The sequence below is a fragment of the Pseudomonas sp. GG8 genome, assembly GCF_052976945.1.
Map to the genome: position 1 here is coordinate 56,120 of NZ_JBRIIP010000001.1, position 18,060 is coordinate 74,179.

The window sequence follows — 18,060 nt, forward strand, 5'->3', positions numbered from 1 at the left end:
GCATTCCTCGCTTATATGGCCGAGGAATTTTCTACGGGGCATTTTCTGTATGAGCAGCGCATCAATCAGCGGTTCGATATCCAGGGTCCACCCCATCACCCTGGATCACGGCAAGAACGCCGAGGTGTGGGATGACGACGGCAAGCGCTACATCGACTTTGTCGGTGGCATTGGCGTGTTGAACCTTGGGCATTGCAACGCGCGTATCGTCGACGCCATCCGCGAGCAAGCGACCAAGCTGACGCATTACTGCTTCAACGCGGTGCCCCACGCGCCTTACAAACAATTCATGGTACGGCTCGCGGCGTTCATTCCAGTCAGTTATCCGGTCGTCGGCATGCTGACCAACAGCGGTGCCGAGGCTGCAGAAAATGCGCTGAAGATTGTTCGTGCTTACACAGGACGCACGGCGGTTATCGCCTTCGATGGCGGATTTCATGGGCGAACGCTGGCGACCCTGAACCTCAACGGCAAAGTAGCACCTTACAAACAAAAGGTCGGCGTGCTGCCGGGGCCGGTGTATCACTTGCCTTACCCGAGCAAGGATAACGGGGTCACCGCCGCAGAAGCGTTGAGCGCCATGGATCGATTGTTCAGCGTCGAAATCGACGTTGAAGAGGTAGCCTGTTTCATTCTGGAGCCGGTCCAGGGCGAAGGCGGCTTCCTTGCGTTGGACGTCGAGTTTGCCAAAGCCTTGCGTGCGTTCTGCGATGAAAAAGGCATTCTGCTGATCATCGATGAGATCCAGTCAGGGTTTGGACGCACCGGCCAGCGCTTTGCATTCTCCCGGCTGGGCATCGAGCCAGACTTGCTTCTGTTGGGGAAAAGCATCGCTGGCGGTATGCCGCTCGGCGCGGTAGTTGGTAAAAAGGCTTTGATGGATGCATTGCCCAAAGGCGGGTTGGGCGGCACGTATTCGGGCAATCCAATGGCGTGTGCTGCGGGCCTGGCCACCCTGGACCAGATGACTGACGCCAATCTGTCCTCGTGGGGCGAAGCACAAGAACACGCGATCATGAGTCGTTATCAGGGTTGGCTTGACAGCAAATTGTCGCCCTTCCTTGGGCGTCTGACCGGGGTCGGCGCCATGCGCGGGATCGAGCTGATCACACCGGAAGGAAAGCCCGCAACAGCCCAGTTGGCCACGCTCCTTGAAACCGCCAGAAACAATGGACTGCTGCTGATGCCCAGCGGCAAGGCCCGGCATATCATCCGCCTGCTCCCGCCGCTGACCACCGAGCTTGATGTGCTCAATGAAGGGTTGGATATCTTGGAAAAGTGTTTGGCCGAGCTGGATTGATGTTCGCTGCCCGCAGGCGGTCAGGTCAGCAAGTCCGGGGTGTTAAAGTTGGTCAGCCGCAGATCATCGGGCGCACAGTCAAGCGCCTGTAAATCATGTGCCAATAACACCCGCATCAAACTACGTTCCCCTTGGTCCCAGCGCTTGCGCAACTCAGGCAGCAAGGACGTGGGGATCACACTGAACATCGGTTGCCATTGCCCGGCCTGTCGCACCATCAACGGTGAAGACGTCAGGCCTGCACGGCTCAATAGCTGCTCGATCAGCGGGCGATCAATCCTCGGCGCATCACACGCCAGAACCAGCACCCAGGCATGGTGCGCCACCGAAAGCCCCGCCAGGACCCCGGCCAGCGGTCCTGGAAAGTCGTGCTGTTCATCGCCCACTAACTGATCCGCAAATGCCTGATAGCGATCCTGATTGCGGTTGCAGGAGATGATCAAGTCATCGGTCAGCGGCCTGACAACGTCGTGCACATAAGCGATCAAGGGCCGGTTGTTCCACAGGATAAGCCCTTTATCCTGCCCGCCCATGCGCTGTCCGCGTCCACCGGCCAGCAGCAGAATCGAGCAGGGCACACCTTGCTCTGCGTGGTCATTCGATGAAGCGTTCATGCGCAGCACTCAAAAAATTGATACGGCGACGATCCCATGGACAGTGCCAAGGCGCCAGTCAGCTCAGTACGTAATCCACAGGTTCGAGCACGGGCGGTAGATCGGTCTCACCCAGCGCGTCCAGCACTTCACGCTCAATGGTTCGCACAATAAAATCGGTAGGCAGGTTGTGTTCGTTGCGACCAAATGGGTCCTCTAGTTCATCGCCAATGGCGTCGAGCCCGAAGAAGGTGTAGCTGACGATCGCGGTGAAAACAGGTGTCATCCAGCCCAGAGGCTCGGCCATGGCGAAGGGCAGCAGGATGCAGAACAGATAAATCGTCCGGTGCAGGAGCAGTGTGTAGGGAAAGGGCAGTGGTGTGGTTTTGATCCGGTCACACGCGGTGAGGGTGCGTGTCAGGTTGCTCAGGCGGGTTTCCATCAGGGTGTAGCGCCATTCACTGATGTTGCCAGCCACGGCCAGATCAGAACATTGTTGGCCAACGTGACGCAGGATGCGTTCACTGATATTCGGGGTGCTGGGCGCTGGCGCGAAGTCCAGCCAGGGGCGGGCCTCAGCCAACTCGTCTTCCCCGCGCAGGTGGGCGTTCAGGGCATGGGAGAAGCCGCACAGATTACGCAGAATACTCCCGCGTTCGGCGAGGTCCTTAATGACCTGGGTTTCGCGGATCATTGAGCGCATGTCCATGATCATTTCCCCCCACAACTTGCGCCCCTCGTACCAGCGGTCGTAGCACATGGTGTTGCGGAAACTCATGAAAATCGACAGCGAGAGCCCGAGCAGCGTGAAGGGCGTGGCACTGACGCGGGAAAAATAGGCGGGGTGCAGCGTTTCGACCCATACGATGGCCGAGGCCAACAGGGTGACCAGCAAGCTGCGAACAACGATGTGCTTTGCGATGGACCCTTTAAGTGACGTCAGGATCTGCAGCAGGTTCGGTTTGGGTCTGACAATCATGGACTGAGGGTCCTGGAGCAATTGAAGCGATTGAGAACAGACAGGACCCGCTAGCCTCCGGTCATGTTCATGAAACGCACAACTTGAACTTCGTCATTGATGTCGAAGTTGTGGCGGTAGGGCTTGATCTGCATCGAGTCGATAATGGCCTTTTCCAGCTTCTCCGGCTGCCCCGGATGAGCGCGCAACACGGCCTTGAGGTCGACCGAGTGTTCGTTACCCAGGCACAGCAGCAAGCGGCCTTCCACGGTCAAGCGCACACGGTTGCAGGTCGCGCAGAAATTATGACTGTGTGGCGAGATGAAGCCCAGACGAATATCAGGTGCTTCAGCCAGGCGCCAATAACGCGAAGGGCCTTGGGTCGATTCCGTCGAGTCGATCAAGGTGTAGCGTTCGGCGATGAGTTCGCGGACCTGATCACTGGAAAAGAACGATTCTGCGCGGCTGTGCTCAAGGATGGTGCCCAGCGGCATTTCTTCGATGAAGCTGATATCGAGCTGACGGTCGATGGCAAAGCTGACCAGGTCGTTGATCTCGTGATCGTTGCGGCCTTTCATGACCACGCAGTTGAGCTTGGTGCGCCGAAAGCCCGCCGCGTTCGCTGCGTCGATTCCGGCAATGACCTTTGTCAGATCGCCGGTGCGGGTCAGCTCACGAAAGCGTTCGGGGTTCAAACTGTCGAGGCTGATATTCAGCCGGTTGACCCCGGCGTCGAACAGGGGGCCCGCCAGCGCGCTCAGTTGCGAGCCGTTGGTGGTCATGCACAGCTCGCGCAAGTCGGGCAGTGCGGCGATTTGCCGACACAAGTCGACCACCCCGCGTCGCACCAATGGCTCGCCGCCGGTCAGGCGAATCTTGCGCGTGCCCAGCGCAACGAAGCGCTCGGCCAGTTGGTATATCTCTTCGAGGGTGAGAATGCGTTGGCGCGGCAGGAACTCCATGTCTTCGGCCATGCAATAGACGCAGCGAAAATCGCAACGGTCGGTCACTGATATTCGCAGGTAATCGACCTTGCGAGAAAAGCTGTCCATCAAGATCCGGTCTGACAATTGCACCTCGTTGCTCTGGGCTCAAGAGCGCGATGTTGGATTGACCTTCGTCGTGCAGGGTCTGAGTATCCAGAGCCTAGAAGGCTGGCCATTTTTTATCCAATAGCTATTGGTGACTGCATGATCGACCGGCTCTATCGGCAGGTGGATTCACTTTGCGAGTAAAACGAACTTGCAGGGTAAATGTCGATCAGTGTCTAGAAGCTTCATACTCACTGGATAATCAAATGGAAGGGGGAGCCGCGCTTTGTTGAAGTTCAAGACCGTGACGCTGTTGTGCATCCTGTTTTGCGCGGGCACTTTCAACCTCCAGGCCGCTGATGCGCCTGCCGTAGCGCCGGCCTCGGCTGCCCCTGCCAGCATCGCGCCGGCTCCTGCAGCCCCGACACCTCCGGAAATTCTGGTGCAAGGCGGTTTGCTCGGCGCCATCAGTTCCAGTATTGATAACGTCCAAGGCCAACTTGATCTGAATAACGACCTGGTCGACTCCTGGCGTTTGCGGGCGGGCCGAGCCGCCGACGAGATAGACAATCTGGTCAATCAGCGTTCCTCACGTTCGAACGTCAGTATCGCCGGGGACTTCCTGATGTTGTCGGCGGTGTGGATCGGTGCGTTCGCGATTCTGTTTTCACTGGGCCGCTTTATAGCCTCGCGCCTCAATCGGCATCGGGTTCTTATTGAGCGCTACCGGGTCCAGGCGCTGTTGAATTACTTGGTGCCCTACACCCTTCCGGCGGTGATCAGCCTGCCGCTGACGTTGTATGTCAGTCACTTCATGTCGGCGTCGGTGGGGCGTGCGTTGGCGCTGTGTTTTGCCTATGCGACTAGCAGCGGGATTGTTTCGACCTCGGTGTTGTTGTGCGTGATCGTGATGTTCAATGCCGGGCACAAACGCGCTGCGGTACGGATCATTCGTCAATACAGCCCACGGCCTTTGTTTCTGATCGGTTTTCTCGCGGCCCTGAGCGACGCGTTGACCAGCCCGCAGATTTCCCGGCAGTTAGGCAGTAACGTCACCAGCAGCATTGCGGTATTTACCGGACTGTTCGCCTCGGTGGTGTTCTGCATGCTGGTGATCAAGCTGCGTCGGCCGGTGGCGCATCTGATCTGTAATCGATCCTTGAGTGGCCGCCTGCACCAACCGGCGCTGCAAGAATCGCTGAAGATTTTTTCCGGCCTCTGGTACTTGCCGATCCTGCTGATGATTCTGGTCTCGGCGATCCATCTGATCGGTGCTGGCGAAGACAGCCAGAAAGCCCTGCGCTGTGCCCTGCTGACCACTGTATTGCTGATTGCCACGGTATTTTTGAGCACGGTGTTCCAGCACCTGTTCAAACCGGCCGATGCCGCCGAGCGTGGTGGGCATGTCTACAAAGAGCGCTTGCTGAGTCTGTGTCATGCCGTGCTGCGGATTGCGCTCGCGGTCGCGTTCATTGAGGTGCTCGGGCGGATCTGGGGTTTTTCGCTGTTCGAGTTCGCCCAACGCAACACGGTCGGCCGGGTGATCAGTGACTCGCTCAGCAGCATTGGCCTGATTCTGTTGGTGACCTGGTTGTTGTGGGTAGTCCTCGACACGGCGATTCAGGAAGCCCTGAAACCACCGCTCAACAAGCGCTCTGCGCACCAGCCCAGCACCCGGATAAAAACCATTCTGCCAATGCTGCGTAACGCGATAAAAATTATCCTGGTGGTGATTTGCTCGATCACCACGATGGCCAATCTAGGGATCAACGTCGCGCCGCTGTTGGCCGGTGCCGGGGTGGTTGGCCTGGCCATCGGTTTCGGTTCGCAGCAGTTGGTGCAGGACGTGATCACTGGGCTGTTCATCATCATTGAGGACACTATTTCCATCGGCGATTGGGTGGTGCTCGACTCAGGCCACTCCGGCACGGTGGAAAGCCTGACCATCCGCACCCTGCGCCTGCGCGACGGCAAAGGATTCGTGCACTCGGTGCCGTTCGGTCAGATCAAAGCCGTGACCAACCAATCGCGTCAGTTTGCGTATGCCTTTTTTGCCATCCAGTTCACCTACGATTCCGACATCGACTCTGCCACCGCGTTGATTCGCGAGGCAGGGGGTTCGATCAGCGACGACCTGTTACTCAAGGGCAATCTGCAAGGGCCGCTGGAAGTGTTTGGCCTGGATCGGATGGACCTCAATGGCGTTGTGCTGACCGCGCAATTTCGCACTGTGTCGGGCGGCCAATACAGCGTGAGTCGCGCCTTCAACGAACGGTTGAAAAAGCTTGTGGATAAAACCCCAGATGTGCGCTTCGCCCAGACGTTTCCACAGGTGGTGATGAGCCCGCATGCTGAAGCCAATGCGGATGAACCGCCTGTGCCGCCCAAACCGACAGTGACCAACGGTGATGGCTCGGAGAGTCCGGCGGTGACCTAGACGCTTGGGTTAGTGCAACAACCGATCCCTTATCTGTGCCGCCGTCACCGAATCCAGCTCCAACCAATACTGTGGTTTACCGGAAATGATCGCTGCTGCCGGGATGCCATCGCGGTAGATCAGGCGGTTACCGGCCAGTGTCGGGACTTTGCTGCCGGGTAACAGTGTGCCGACCAGATTCAGTGGGTCGGCCCCGCACAGGCTTATCAGGCTACCGTCGAGCGGGCGTTTGCGGATTTCCCGTAGCAGCGGAATGGCTTCAGGCAAGGCGAACTGCTCGCCCGCCAGGCCGCTGACAAATCGCCCCCCTCGAATCTCGCCACGTGCTTCCAGTCGATGGAAGGTGCGCAAGAGTTCGCGCCAGCTGGGCAACCAATCGGCCTCGCGCTCCAGCAAGCGCCAGAACACCACGCCGTATCGGCGCAGTAGGGTCATGGCGATATGTTCCAGGGTCGGCGCGGCAGTCTGTTGCGGTCGAGGGCTATTATCACTGGGGGCTGGCGTAGGTGAACGGCGGAGCAAGGCCCAGCGACCGGCATCGTCCATGCCCCCAATAAACGCGCCACGGTTGCGGCGGCTGGTGTGTGCAGAGCGTTTGCTGGCGGGAGTGATCAAGGCGCGCAGGCCGGCAAAGCTGTCGGCGTTCACCAGCCCGGCACCGACTAACTCCTGTAATGCGGTTTCCAGTTCGGTGCGCAGTAGATGGGCTTCGTGCAGCAGCTCATCGAAGAACAGTGCGCCATGACTGACCAATGCTGCGTGAACTTTCTGCGCTCGCAGGGATAACGCTGCAGGCGAAGGCTGCTCGGTCAGCTCACTCCACAGATTCACCTGGTTTCGGGGCAGCAGCACGATAGGCGTACTGCGCAATGCTGCAGCGCCAGCTTTATTGCGCGGCGCCAATCGCGTCCACACCACTTTGCCCGAGCGGCACAACTCGTCGAGCCAGGTCAGCGAATAGTCCTTGAGTCGGGCCGGAAGAATGTCACTGTCCCAGGTGCTGGCAGCCGCCGAATAGCCTTCGAGTTGATTCACGATCTCGGGCAATGCGGCTTTTCCCTGGCTGCGGGTGGTGCTGGACAGGTGCTGCCAGTCGAATAAAAAGCGCATGAAATCCTGTAGCGACACCGGTTCGATTTCCCGGCGCAAGCGTTTGACGGTATAGCGATGAATGCGCGCCAGTAGATGGCGTTCGCACCATTGATCCTCGGTCGCGCCGGGGCTGAATCGTCCGCGCAGCACGTACCCTTCGCCTTCCAGTCGAGCCAGCGCCTGTGCCACGTTGGCGATGGGCAAGGCCAGGGGCTCGGCGATCTCATGCAGCGGTAACGGGCCTAAGCCACCGAGGCGCGCCCGAACGATTTCCAGCGTGGCCTCGTCTTCGTTCCAGCGGTCATCGAAACCGGGCAGCGCCTGCAACGACGGATGCATTTCTGCCTGTGGATAAACCGCGCGCAGGCACGTCAAACGTTCCAGTGTCAGCCACAACGCATGCTCGGGGCTGACCTGCAGGCGTGTTGCGCGCCCGGAAGTTGCCAGGGTTTCCAGCCACGCCAGCCAGTGTGGATGTTGACGTGCTTCGGCACCGCTGATGCAACTCAGGCTCATCAACGCCTCGTGCATCTCATCAATGTTTTGCGGCTGCGGCCATGCTTCCTCACACACTGCAACAATCGCGTCAGCGTCCAGTGCGCCCAAGTCATCGGTTGATTGCGGGTCGCTCCAGCGCCGGTTGAGCACCGCCTGCGTGCGGCGCTCCTCCAAGGGTGCATCGTCAAGAAAGGCGTAAGGTCGCGCACTGAGAATTTCCGCCGCGAGGGGCGAGGGCGCGGGGAGGTCAAGGCTGATCAACCGCACCTGGCCCTGTTCCATGCGCCGCAGCAGCGCCAGCCAGCCTTCGCAATCCATGGCCTCGTGCAGGCAGTCGTCGAGGGTTTGTTCGATCAGTGGGTGATCGGGGATTTCACGTTCACCGACCACATTCTCCAGGCACGCGATCTGATCGGGAAACACGGTCGCGATCAGGTCTTCACTTTTCATCCGTTGTATTTGCGGCGCGACCTTGTGTCCTCCGACGTAGCGCGGCAGGGCCAGCGCGGTGCTGGCGTTCCAGCGCCAGCGCACGCCAAACAATGGCGCATCGAGTACGGCCTGAATCAGCAGATGCTCGGCGCTGTTGGCGTTCAGATAACGCCAAACCTCATCCAGCTCGAAGCTGTGGCTGGTCGATAGCGACAGCACGATAGCGTCTTCGCTGGCGGCGGCTTGCAGCTCGAAATTGAAGGTGCGGCAAAAGCGTTTGCGCAACGCCAGGCCCCACGCGCGATTGACGCGGCTGCCGTACGGCGTGTGGATGATCAGTTGCGTGCCTCCCGACTCATCGAAGAAACGCTCCATGATCAGGGTGTCTTGCGACGGCAAGGCGCCCAACGCCAGGCGGGCTCGCGCCAGGTAATCGACCACTTGCCCGGCGCTGGCCAGATCGAGTCCGAGGGTACCGATCAGCCAGTCGATGCACGGCTGTAGATCGCCGGGGCTGGCGCTGAGTAGCTCATCGATCTGCGCTTGCAGGCGCGCCACGGCAAACGACAGCTCGGCACTGCGCCCCGGTGCTTCACCGAGCCAGAACGGGATGTTCGGTGGCTGGCCCTGCGCATCCTCGACCCGCACCCGACCGGTTTCAATGCGCAGGATGCGGTATGAGGTATTGCCCAGCTGGAAGATATCGCCAGCGATGCTTTCCACGGCAAAGTCTTCGTTCACCGTGCCAATGTTCAGGGCTTGCGGTTCCAGTATGACGCTGTAATCGGCGTTGTCCGGAATCGTGCCGCCGCTGGTGATAGCGGTCAGTTTGCTGCCACGTCGCCCGCGCAGGGTGCGAGTCAACGCGTCGCGGTGCAGGTAGGCACTGCGTACGCCCTGACGGCCGCTGTAACCTTCGGCGAGCATGCGCAGCAGCGCCTGATAATGTTGGTCATCAAGGGTGGCGTAGGGCGAGGCCTTGCGGATCATGTCCAGCAGCGCTTGCTCCTGCCATTCCTGGCAACTGACTTCGGCGATGATCTGCTGCGCCAACACATCCAGTGGCGCGTGGGGGATGATCACGGTGTCGAGTTCGCCACGCCGCACGCAGTCGAACAGTGCGGTGCATTCGATCAAGTCGTCGCGTGACGTGGCGAACAAGCGGCCTTTTGGCGTGCCGCCGACCTGATGCCCGGAGCGGCCGACCCGTTGCAGGAACCCCGAGATGGAGCGTGGCGATGCAATCTGGCAGACCAGATCGACGTCACCGATATCGATGCCCAACTCCAGCGATGCAGTGGCAATCAGCACCTGCAAGTCGCCACGCTTGAGGCGTTGTTCGGCGTCCAGTCGATGTTCTTTCGCCATGCTCCCGTGGTGTGCGGCGACGGCGTGTTTGCTAAGACGCTCACTCAAGTGCCGGGCCATGCGCTCGGCCATGCGCCGGGTGTTGACGAAAATTAGCGTGGTCCGATGCTCGCGGGCCAGTTGCGCCAGGCGGTCGTACACCAACTCCCAGACATCGTTGGCCATGACCGCGCCCAGTGGCACAGGTGGCACCTCGATCCCCAAATCGCGTGGGCGGGCGTGACCGATATCGACAATCGCGCAGGGCCGTTCGACTGGATCGCTGCCCACTAGAAAGCGTGAGACGCGTTCGATGGGTTTTTGCGTGGCGGACAGACCGATGCGCAGCAACGGCTCGGGGCACAGCGCCTGTAATCGCTCCAGGCTCAACGCCAGATGACTGCCGCGTTTGCTTGAGGCAATTGCGTGGATTTCATCGACGATCACTGTGCGGGTGCTGGCGAGCATGCGCCGACCTGAGTCCGAACCGAGCAACACATACAGGGATTCGGGGGTGGTCACCAGAATATGCGGCGCGGTCTTGCGCATCGCCGTGCGTTCTTTTTGATGTGTATCGCCGGTGCGTACGGCAGTGCTGATGTGCAGTTCGGGAAGGCCCATGCGCGCCAATTGTTCGGTGATGCCGGTCAGCGGATTCTGCAGGTTGATCTGGATGTCATTGGACAACGCCTTGAGCGGCGACACGTAGACCACAAACGTCTGGTCTGGCAGCTCGCCGCCATGCTTCAGGCCCTGATGCACCAGATCGTCGAGTACCGCAAGGAAGGCGGTCAGGGTTTTGCCGGAGCCGGTGGGCGCGGCGATCAAGGTCGAACGCCGCGCCTTGATCAGCGGCCACGCCTGCGCCTGCGCGGCCGTCACCGCCGGGAATGTGCTGTGAAACCAGGCACTGACGGCGGGGTGGAACGCGCCCAGAACCGGGTCCGGAAGGCTGAGAAGAGTCATCAGTGATTTATGCGGGCGGCGTGATCAAGATGCAAGAGGGCGCAGGATTGGCCCGATCTGCGGGATCACTTGTCTGGGCTGGCACGGCTGCAAACCCCGGCAGGCCTTGCACCTCTTGGGGGATAGGTTCCAACGTGTTATGTTTGCAGACGTTTTTTGACTCTTTTTGAACTGATTCTGACACCGAGCCTGCTGACTCTATGCGAATGCGCCTTATGCTGTTGGGCGGCGGGAATGCCCTCGGGCAGGCGCTGATTCGTCTGGGTGCCGAGGAAGACATTGGTTTCCTCGCGCCACGTCCACCGGAAGCCGGTTGGGACGCTGCGAGCCTGACGCAACTGCTCGACGACACCCGCCCCGATGCCTTGATCAATCTTGCTTACTACTTCGACTGGTTTCAGGCGGAGACAGTGAGCGAGGCACGTTTGGCTGTCCAGGAACGCTCTGTCGAGCGCCTTGCCGAACTGTGCCAGCACCACAATATCGTGCTGTTGCAACCGTCCAGCTATCGAGTATTCGATGGCTCGCGAGCAACCGCCTACAGCGAAAAAGACGAACCGATACCATTGGGTCAGCGCGGTCAGGCGTTGTGGCGCATCGAACAAAGCGTGCGCGCGACCTGCCCGCAACATGTGCTGCTGCGTTTCGGTTGGTTGCTCGATGACAGCCGGGATGGTGTGCTCGGACGTTTCCTTGCACGGGCTGAGTTGACTGAAGAAATACCGATGGCCGATGACCGTCGCGGTAATCCGACACCGGTCGATGATGCGGCGCGGGTAATTATTTCCGTGCTCAAACAACTCGATTGTGCGGCGCCGCTGTGGGGCACCTATCACTACGCAGGCCACGAAGCGACCACGCCACTGGCGTTGGGGCAGGCGATCCTGACCGAAGCGAGGTTGTTGCACCCACTGGCCATCGAAGCTCCAACCGCGCGGGCTCACGCCGCGAGTCCCGATGCCAGCGAAGAGCCGCAACACGGGGTGCTGGCCTGCAAGAAAATCCTTCATACCTTTGGCATCAAGCCTCGTGCTTGGCGTGCGGGTCTGCCAAGCCTACTGGACCGTTATTATCGTCATGGTTGATGCACCTGTCTTAGTCACCGGCGGCGCCGGCTTCATTGGCTCGCACCTGGTTGATGCCTTGCTCGACAAGGGTTATGCGGTACGTGTTCTGGACGACCTGTCCACCGGCAAACGCAGTAACCTGCCGCTGGATAATCCGCGCGTTGAATTGATCGAAGGCGATGTCGCCGATGCGGCATTGGTCGCGCGCGCTGCCATAGGCTGCCAGGCTGTTGCGCACCTCGCGGCGGTGGCATCGGTGCAAGCGTCGGTGGACGACCCGGTGCGCACGCACCAAAGTAACTTTGTCGGCACCCTGAACGTTTGCGAGGCCATGCGGCAGGCGGGGATCAAACGTGTGTTGTTCGCCTCCAGTGCTGCTGTTTATGGCAATAATGGCGAAGGTGAGTCAATTCTCGAAGACACGCCCAAGGCACCCTTGACGCCCTATGCGGCGGACAAGCTGTCGAGCGAGTACTACCTGGATTTCTACCGTCGCCAGCATGGTCTGGAACCGGTGGTGTTCCGTTTTTTCAATATCTTTGGTCCGCGTCAGGATCCGTCTTCGCCTTATTCCGGGGTGATCAGCATTTTTTGCGAACGTGCTGAAAAAGGGCTGCCGATCGCGATTTTCGGCGACGGTGAACAGACCCGGGATTTTGTCTATGTCGGCGATCTGGCGTCGATACTGGTGCAGGCGCTGGAACTGCCGGATGTCGAGGCAGGCGCAATCAACGTTGGCCTCAATCAGGCCACCACGTTGAATCAGTTGTTGATGGCTTTGTCGCAGGTGCTGGGTGAATTGCCTGCAATCACCTACCTGCCGGCGCGCTCCGGTGATATCCGCCATTCACGGGCCAACAATCGACGCTTGCTTGAACGCTTCAAGTTCCCTGAGCCAACGCCACTCAGCGTCGGTCTGGCGCGCTTGCTCGGGCGTTAATTCGCTGACGCAAAAAAGGCACCGCGAAGGTGCCTTTTTTATACGTGCCTTTCGGGGCGCGTTAGAACTTGTAACCGACACCAACCATGTAAACCCATGGATCAACGTCAACATTGACCTTGACGCGGTTAGCACCCAGGTCTGTGGTTGCTGTGGTGTTGATATCGATATACCAGACCGAGGCGTTAAGCATAATGTGGTCTGTCAGCATGTAATCCGCGCCAATTTGACCGGCCAAACCGACGGAATTTTTCAGTTTCAGGTTGCTGAAGCCTTGATCCTTGCGTTCGCTGGTCAAGTCTGAGCCGAAGAACATGGTGTAGTTCAAGCCGATGCCAGCGTAAGGCTGGAACTTGGATGTAGATTCCATCGGGTAGTACTGCAACGACAAGGTCGGTGGCAATTCTTTGATGTCTGCAAGCTTGCCATCCAGCGCGCCGAGGCCTTTAACTGCAACGGTGTGTTTGAACGGCGTAGCCGCCAGCAACTCAAGGCCGAAGTGGTTGGTGAGCATGTAAGCCACTGCGAGACCGAGCTGAGTATCGCCGTCTACGGTCGCTTTCGTGCCCGAAATTTTAGTACCGTCGAGTTTCAGATTTCCGCTAGAGTCATCTGGGGAAACTCTTGCCGCACCCGCACGGACGATGATGTCACCGGCTTCGTGGGCGTGGACGAGAGGTGCGCTGAGCGCTAGCGCGAACAGGGACGCGCTGAGCAGTGACTTGTGCATGATTGCTCCATTAGACATTAGTTGTGGCGATGGCTAATGATAGGGCGTGCATGGATGGGTCCTTTTGACCCAGCGCAATGAAATTGCCATGAGGCAAAAAAATATCAGGACTCAGGCAACTCATAGACGTAAATCTTGTCGGCCTCCATTTTGTAGCCTGCATCGGCCAGTTCGCTGGTGGAGGCTTCGACCTTCATCGTGCCTTCGATCCAGTAAGGCTGATACAACTCATCGAGTTTTACGCCGACCTTACTGGTGACATGGACGATCTGATTAGAGGGCGGTGGCGGTACGTGGATGCAGGCCCCGAAGTAGGGCACCAGCAAAAACTCGGTGGCCCGACCTTCTTCGCTGACTTCCAGTGGCACGATATAACCTGGCAACCTGATCTGTTGACCGTCCAGTGAATTGACCACGGGTGCGGACGGCGATTGCTGCTTTGCAGCAGGCGCGGCTTCGGCAGACAACGCATCGGCCATGCCGGACAAGTTATGGATCGGCGCCGTTTGTGGGGCGATCACCGGGGCGTCTGGCGGAATCATCTGCGCCCAGGTCAAGTCCTTTGGCGGCGCAGCCAAGAGTGGCGTCGTGACCAGTAAGGGCGCGATCAGCAGCAACAGCGCAAGCAGTGGGCGCGACATGATAGATGTCCTCATAAACGAATCGACAGGCCGTCAGCCAACGATTGGCGGTACGCGCGCCAAGCTGGCACGGTGCCCATCAACAGCGCGGCGCAGAGGATACCACCGAGCAGGGTCCACTCGTATTCAGTGGGCAGCGACAGCGGCAAGAACAGGCCGTAATTGGACTGCACGTAACCCTGAGCGCCCGCGATTCCAACGTACAGCAGGACCAGGCCGCTGACCACGCCAGTCAAGGCCAGAGCGAAGGCTTCGAGAATCAACAAGCTTGCGATATGCCAGGGGCGAGCGCCTACCGAACGCAGGATCGCCATTTCGCGCCTTCTTTCATTGAGGCTGGTCAGGATTGCCGTAAGCATCCCGATCAACCCGGTCAGCACCACGAACAGCGAAATCACGAACAGCGCTTTTTCGGCGGTGCCCATCAGGCTCCAGAGCTCCTGCAGGGCCACGCCGGGCAGAATCGCCAGCATCGGTTCACCCCGGAACTCATTGATATCGCGCTGCACGGCGAAGGTCGAGATTTTGCTGTTGAGGCCAAGCATGAATGCAGTGATCGCTGTCGGCGTCAGGTCCATGTTGCGTGCCTGATCAGCGCTGACGCGCCCGGCGCCGTGGGCCGGTACGCCGTTGTGCCAGTCGACATGAATCGCTTCCATGCCGCCGAGGCTGATGTGCAGCGTGCGGTCCACCGGGGTGCCGGTGCGTTTGAGAATCCCGACCACCGTGAACGGCTTGTCGTCGTGTTTGACCAGACTGACGACCGCGACGCCGTGAGCCAGTATCAGCTTATCGCCCAGCTTGTACTTCAAGGCGTCGGCGACTTCGGCGCCCAACACCACTTCGAAAGGGTCAGTGGCAAACGGACGACCGTCGGCCAGCTCCAGATGTTGCTGGCGGCCGAACTGGTAGTGCTCGAAGTAGGACTCGTTGGTGCCCATGACACGATAGCCGCGGTGGGAGTCACCGAGGGAAATCGGGATCGCCCACTTCACGTGAGGGTCGTTGGCGAAATGCTCGAAGCTGTCCCAGCGGATATTGTTGGTGGCGTTGCCGATGCGAAACACCGAATACAGCAGCAGGTTGACCGAGCCAGACCGGGCGCCGACGATCAGGTCGGTGCCACTGATGGTGCTGGCAAAACTGGCGCGTGCTTCAGTGCGCACGCGCTCGACGGCCAGCAACAAACAGACTGACAGGGCGATGGCGAATGCAGTGAGAAAGGCCGTGAATCGGCGGTTAGCCAGACTGGCCATGGCTAGGCGAAACAAATACATCTCAGACCTCTGCGGCGACGGCGGCGCGATTGAGTTCGGACAGCGACAGGTTACGGTCGAACAGCGGTGCTAGGCTTTGGTCATGGCTGACGAACAACAGACTGGCTCCGGCGTCGCGGCACTCGGCGAACAGCAGGCGAATAAACGCCTCGCGGGCATCGGCGTCCAGTGCGGACGTTGGTTCGTCGGCGATGACTAATTCCGGTTGGCCAATCAGTGCCCGGGCCGCAGCGACCCGTTGTTGCTGGCCGATGGATAACGAGTCTGCGCGGCGACTCAGGAGTGCCGGGTCTTTCAAACCCAAATGCGCAAGCAGCGTTGCGGCGGCCTGATCGACACTGCCATGGCGCTGGGTCGCGCGCGCGGTGCGCAGCTTAGAGAAGCGGCAGGGCAACTCGACGTTTTCACGCACTGACAAGAACGGCAGCAGGTTGAACTGCTGAAAAATATACCCGGTGTGATCGACCCGGAAACGGTCGCGGCCTCCGGCTGATAGTTGTGTCAGCTCCTGACCCAGCAGGCGAATGCTGCCTCGGTTGGGTTTCTGCACGCCGCCCAACAGCCCCAGCAAGGTGGTTTTGCCACTGCCACTGGGGCCTTTCAGGAACAAGGTTTCACCTGGCTCCAGACGAAATGCAGGGATATCCAACAACGGTGCGTGACCGGGCCAGGAAAAGCCAAGATCGGACAACTCGATAAGTGCTTGGGTCATTTGAGGTGTGTCCACCGGGGTTATCAGAACTTCAGCGTGGCGTTTTCTGGCGTTGCTTCAACACCTTGCTGACCACTCGGGGCGATCAGTTGTACCTGAATTTTATGGGTGGCGGGGAAGGTCTTGAAGAGTTGCGTCAGGTCGAACTTCTTCAGTGCGGACGGTGTGTCGCACATGAATTGGTAATGCGCATGGATCTCGCTGTGCTCGTGGTGGTGCTCTTCACCTTCGCCCTTGGCGTGATCATCATGGCCTGCATGGTCGTCGTCATGATCGTCGGCATCCGGTTTGTCGCCGAACAGCGGGCTTTCCAGTTTTTGTGTCATCACTGCGCACTTGGCCGCCAATGGCAGATTGAACAGCGCCTGCGACTTCAACAGCAGTTCGCGGGCCTCGGCGACCTTGGCTTTGTCTGCATCGGTGCTGGCAGGATGTTCGAAGCCAACGATGTTCATCGAAGGACTGCGCAGCTCGAATTCCAGCGTCTTGCCGTCGAGTGCTATATCCAGCTGCGCGACACCGTGCTCGTGAGCGCCGAGACTGGCATGCTCTTTTTCTTCGGCGGCATGAGCAATGGCCAGTGGAAGCAGGGCAAAAGGCAGGGCGAGCAGCAGGCGGCGCATAAAGAATCTCCGGGCATGGCATGGATGTGGAAAGATGTTATGTGATCTTATAACAATTTTAAGGCGCTGACACATTGCATGCGATGGTAAATTCACCTTCGTGCGAATGCTCGCACCGAACCACACATTGAGGAACAACACCCATGCTGCGTATCCGTGGAACCATCGGCGAGTGGCCCGTGGACTTGACCTTGGAATTGGATGAGGGCGACTGGGCCCGGCTGGGTGCGCAATTGCAGACGATGAAACCTGCGACTGAGCAGGCGGCTGCGTTGCCCGTCAATCAAGACGACGCGGTCTGGCAAATCGCCAAAGAATTACTGCGCAAGGCCGGGCAAATGAGCGGGCCGGACTTACTCAACCAGTTGGAAGGCCTGACGGGCAGCACGGCAGCGGGAAAACGCCTGATGGTGCGCATGCGTCACAGTGCCGAGGTCAACGTTGTGAGCGGCACAGATGCACCGCTCTATAGTTGGGTCAGTTAATACAGTGCAGCAAACAGCTTGCGACGGTAAGTGGTGACCAGCGGGTGATCGTTGCCCAGCAGGTCGAACACCTGAAGCAAGGTTTTGTGCGCCAGGCCTTCGGCGTAGTTGCGGTTGCGGATGAAGAGCTTTAACAGGCCATCCAGTGCCGCATCGTATTGCTGGCGGGACAGTTGCTGGATCGCCAGTTGATAAGCGGCTTCATCATCCAGAGGATTCTGCGCCAGGCGGGTCTTCAGGTCGGCGACGTCGGGCAGGTCGGCTGCTTCGCGCAGGAAGGTCAGTTGTGCACGTGCGCCAGCGAGCTCGGCTTTATGGGCGTCACCTTTGATCGCCTCGAGCACGCTCTGCGCTTCTGCCAGTTCGCCGCGTTCGGCCAGGCAGCGGGCGTACAGAATCAGCGCCAGCGCATTAGTGTTGTCTTCGCCCAGCAAGGCTACGAGCACGCTCTCGGCGTCGGCGATCCGGCCTTCAGCGAACAGCGTTTGTGCTTGTTTGAGCGGGTCGGCCGGGGCCGGTGGCGGCATGTTTACGTGGGGTTCCAGGATCGCCCGAATAGCCGACTCCGGCTGCGCACCGGAAAAGCCGTCTACCGGCTGGCCGTCCTTGAACAGCACCACGGTTGGCAGGCTGCGGATGCCGAAGCGGGCGACGATGTCCTGTTCTGCGTCGCAGTCGACCTTGGCCAGCAGCAACTCACCCCGGTAACCCTCGGTGATTTGCTTGAGGACCGGCATCATCGCTTTGCACGGCGCGCACCATTCAGCCCAAAAATCCACCAGCACCGGCGTGAGGAATGACTTCTGGATAACCAGTTGGTCGAAGTCGGCGCTGGTTGCGTCGAAGATGTACGGGGTGTCCTGGCTCATCGCTAGTCTCGGAAGTCGTTCAATGGCGGCAACTATAAAGGTCGCGGCGTTTTGTCGAAAGC

Annotated in this window: 15 protein-coding genes; 5 read left to right on the plus strand and 10 right to left on the minus strand. The window is 59.4% G+C overall.

Annotation, left to right across the window (positions count from 1 at the left end; all coding sequences use genetic code 11):
• Positions 1 to 49 precede the first annotated feature (49 nt).
• Entirely contained in the window at positions 50 to 1,300 is a 1,251-nt protein-coding gene (locus tag ACVBEG_RS00340; protein WP_322182320.1) for a 2-aminoadipate transaminase, read from the plus strand.
• A gap of 20 nt (positions 1,301 to 1,320) precedes the next feature.
• Here the strand turns inward: ACVBEG_RS00340 and mobA are convergent, their stop codons facing one another.
• From mobA to moaA, 3 genes are read right to left on the minus strand one after another with little or no spacing between them, the layout of a single operon-like run.
• Positions 1,321 to 1,914, minus strand: coding sequence for a molybdenum cofactor guanylyltransferase MobA (gene mobA, locus ACVBEG_RS00345; protein ID WP_447107264.1), 594 nt, complete (start codon positions 1,912 to 1,914; stop codon positions 1,321 to 1,323).
• 58 nt (positions 1,915 to 1,972) lie between these two features.
• On the minus strand, positions 1,973 to 2,872 hold the full coding sequence (locus tag ACVBEG_RS00350) for a bestrophin family protein (protein WP_322182316.1): 900 nt from the start codon (positions 2,870 to 2,872) through the stop codon (positions 1,973 to 1,975).
• Between the two features lie 50 nt (positions 2,873 to 2,922).
• A complete protein-coding gene (gene moaA, locus ACVBEG_RS00355; RefSeq protein ID WP_322182313.1) occupies positions 2,923 to 3,921 on the minus strand; it encodes a GTP 3',8-cyclase MoaA in 999 nt (332 codons plus the stop codon).
• A gap of 247 nt (positions 3,922 to 4,168) precedes the next feature.
• Here moaA and ACVBEG_RS00360 point away from each other — a divergent pair, with 247 nt between their 5' ends.
• Positions 4,169 to 6,319 (plus strand): mechanosensitive ion channel family protein, encoded by a 2,151-nt coding sequence (locus ACVBEG_RS00360; RefSeq protein ID WP_447107265.1) that lies wholly within the window; start codon positions 4,169 to 4,171, stop codon positions 6,317 to 6,319.
• Between the two features lie 9 nt (positions 6,320 to 6,328).
• On the opposite strand, the gene ACVBEG_RS00365 is transcribed toward ACVBEG_RS00360, so the two are convergent.
• Entirely contained in the window at positions 6,329 to 10,654 is a 4,326-nt protein-coding gene (locus tag ACVBEG_RS00365; protein ID WP_447107266.1) for a DEAD/DEAH box helicase, read from the minus strand.
• A gap of 200 nt (positions 10,655 to 10,854) precedes the next feature.
• On the opposite strand from ACVBEG_RS00365, the gene ACVBEG_RS00370 reads away from it, so the two are divergent.
• Both ACVBEG_RS00370 and ACVBEG_RS00375 read left to right on the plus strand, forming a co-directional pair.
• Positions 10,855 to 11,739: a sugar nucleotide-binding protein gene (locus ACVBEG_RS00370; protein WP_322182309.1), complete on the plus strand. Its 885-nt coding sequence runs from the start codon at positions 10,855 to 10,857 to the stop codon at positions 11,737 to 11,739.
• Positions 11,732 to 12,661 carry an NAD-dependent epimerase/dehydratase family protein gene (locus tag ACVBEG_RS00375; RefSeq protein WP_322182307.1) on the plus strand — a complete coding sequence of 310 codons (930 nt, stop codon included), beginning with the start codon at positions 11,732 to 11,734 and terminating at the stop codon, positions 12,659 to 12,661. Before ACVBEG_RS00370 ends, ACVBEG_RS00375 begins: the two co-directional genes overlap by 8 nt.
• Before the next feature lie 61 nt (positions 12,662 to 12,722).
• Here ACVBEG_RS00375 and ACVBEG_RS00380 read toward each other — a convergent pair whose 3' ends face one another.
• From ACVBEG_RS00380 to ACVBEG_RS00400, 5 genes are all read right to left on the minus strand, one after another.
• On the minus strand, positions 12,723 to 13,391 hold the full coding sequence (locus ACVBEG_RS00380) for an OmpW/AlkL family protein (RefSeq protein ID WP_322182304.1): 669 nt from the start codon (positions 13,389 to 13,391) through the stop codon (positions 12,723 to 12,725).
• 104 nt (positions 13,392 to 13,495) lie between these two features.
• Positions 13,496 to 14,032, minus strand: coding sequence for a DUF3299 domain-containing protein (locus tag ACVBEG_RS00385; RefSeq protein ID WP_322182302.1), 537 nt, complete (start codon positions 14,030 to 14,032; stop codon positions 13,496 to 13,498).
• Positions 14,033 to 14,043: 11 nt separating this feature from the next.
• A complete protein-coding gene (locus ACVBEG_RS00390) occupies positions 14,044 to 15,309 on the minus strand; it encodes an ABC transporter permease (protein WP_322182300.1) in 1,266 nt (421 codons plus the stop codon).
• Between the two features lies 1 nt (position 15,310).
• Entirely contained in the window at positions 15,311 to 16,021 is a 711-nt protein-coding gene (locus tag ACVBEG_RS00395; RefSeq protein ID WP_322182298.1) for an ABC transporter ATP-binding protein, read from the minus strand.
• A 23-nt stretch (positions 16,022 to 16,044) separates the two neighbouring features.
• Positions 16,045 to 16,644, minus strand: a complete 600-nt coding sequence (locus tag ACVBEG_RS00400; RefSeq protein ID WP_447107267.1) for a DUF2796 domain-containing protein — start codon at positions 16,642 to 16,644, stop codon at positions 16,045 to 16,047.
• Positions 16,645 to 16,787: 143 nt separating this feature from the next.
• Between ACVBEG_RS00400 and ACVBEG_RS00405 the strand changes: the two genes are divergently transcribed.
• A complete protein-coding gene (locus ACVBEG_RS00405) occupies positions 16,788 to 17,129 on the plus strand; it encodes a hypothetical protein (protein WP_322182294.1) in 342 nt (113 codons plus the stop codon).
• On the opposite strand, the gene trxA is transcribed toward ACVBEG_RS00405, so the two are convergent.
• Positions 17,126 to 17,998 (minus strand): thioredoxin, encoded by an 873-nt coding sequence (gene trxA, locus ACVBEG_RS00410; protein ID WP_447107268.1) that lies wholly within the window; start codon positions 17,996 to 17,998, stop codon positions 17,126 to 17,128. The two genes, ACVBEG_RS00405 and trxA, sit on opposite strands and share 4 nt — an antisense overlap.
• Positions 17,999 to 18,060: the final 62 nt, after the last annotated feature.

What these genes read in the sequence shown, in the direction of transcription:
- ACVBEG_RS00400 (WP_447107267.1), bottom strand. Translation starts at nt 16,644, where the DNA reads ATGCGCCGCCTGCTGCTCGCCCTGCCTTTTGCCCTGCTTCCACTGGCC.
- ACVBEG_RS00405 (WP_322182294.1), top strand. Translation starts at nt 16,788, where the DNA reads ATGCTGCGTATCCGTGGAACCATCGGCGAGTGGCCCGTGGACTTGACC.
- ACVBEG_RS00370 (WP_322182309.1), top strand. Translation starts at nt 10,855, where the DNA reads ATGCGAATGCGCCTTATGCTGTTGGGCGGCGGGAATGCCCTCGGGCAG.
- ACVBEG_RS00350 (WP_322182316.1), bottom strand. Translation starts at nt 2,872, where the DNA reads ATGATTGTCAGACCCAAACCGAACCTGCTGCAGATCCTGACGTCACTT.
- ACVBEG_RS00385 (WP_322182302.1), bottom strand. Translation starts at nt 14,032, where the DNA reads ATGTCGCGCCCACTGCTTGCGCTGTTGCTGCTGATCGCGCCCTTACTG.
- ACVBEG_RS00375 (WP_322182307.1), top strand. Translation starts at nt 11,732, where the DNA reads ATGGTTGATGCACCTGTCTTAGTCACCGGCGGCGCCGGCTTCATTGGC.
- ACVBEG_RS00340 (WP_322182320.1), top strand. Translation starts at nt 50, where the DNA reads ATGAGCAGCGCATCAATCAGCGGTTCGATATCCAGGGTCCACCCCATC.
- ACVBEG_RS00380 (WP_322182304.1), bottom strand. Translation starts at nt 13,391, where the DNA reads ATGCACAAGTCACTGCTCAGCGCGTCCCTGTTCGCGCTAGCGCTCAGC.
- ACVBEG_RS00365 (WP_447107266.1), bottom strand. Translation starts at nt 10,654, where the DNA reads ATGACTCTTCTCAGCCTTCCGGACCCGGTTCTGGGCGCGTTCCACCCC.
- trxA (WP_447107268.1), bottom strand. Translation starts at nt 17,998, where the DNA reads ATGAGCCAGGACACCCCGTACATCTTCGACGCAACCAGCGCCGACTTC.
- mobA (WP_447107264.1), bottom strand. Translation starts at nt 1,914, where the DNA reads ATGAACGCTTCATCGAATGACCACGCAGAGCAAGGTGTGCCCTGCTCG.
- ACVBEG_RS00395 (WP_322182298.1), bottom strand. Translation starts at nt 16,021, where the DNA reads ATGACCCAAGCACTTATCGAGTTGTCCGATCTTGGCTTTTCCTGGCCC.
- ACVBEG_RS00390 (WP_322182300.1), bottom strand. Translation starts at nt 15,309, where the DNA reads ATGTATTTGTTTCGCCTAGCCATGGCCAGTCTGGCTAACCGCCGATTC.